Origin of the sequence: Streptomyces sp. P17, from assembly GCF_032436805.1 — a bacterium.
GTDB lineage: Bacteria > Actinomycetota > Actinomycetes > Streptomycetales > Streptomycetaceae > Streptomyces.
The window spans coordinates 1-270 of the sequence record NZ_JAVRBF010000858.1; the positions used below are offsets into that span (position 1 = coordinate 1).

A 270-nucleotide genomic window follows, 5' to 3' on the forward strand; every position below is an offset into this window, starting at 1 on the left:
GCGAGTACCTCGTCCCGGTCGGGCAGGCGCTCGCCGACAAGCACGGACCCGCACATGCAGGCCGGCCGGAGGCCGAATGGCTCCCGCCATTCCGCGACGCGGCCGTGCGGGCGATGATGGAGCTGATTCGGGAGGACCTCCGGCTGCTCGGCGTGCGGCACGACAGCTTCTTCTCGGAGCGGTCGCTCACGGCCGGTCCGGACGGCGATCTCGTGGCCGAGACGATCCGGGACCTGCGCGATCGCGATCTCGTCCATGTCGGAACACTGC

1 protein-coding gene is annotated in these 270 nt (G+C 70.7%); it reads left to right on the forward strand.

What is annotated here, in order from left to right; genetic code table 11:
* On the forward strand, positions 1-270 hold a 270-nt coding region (locus tag RMT89_RS43240; protein ID WP_315889236.1), incomplete at both ends, for a hypothetical protein.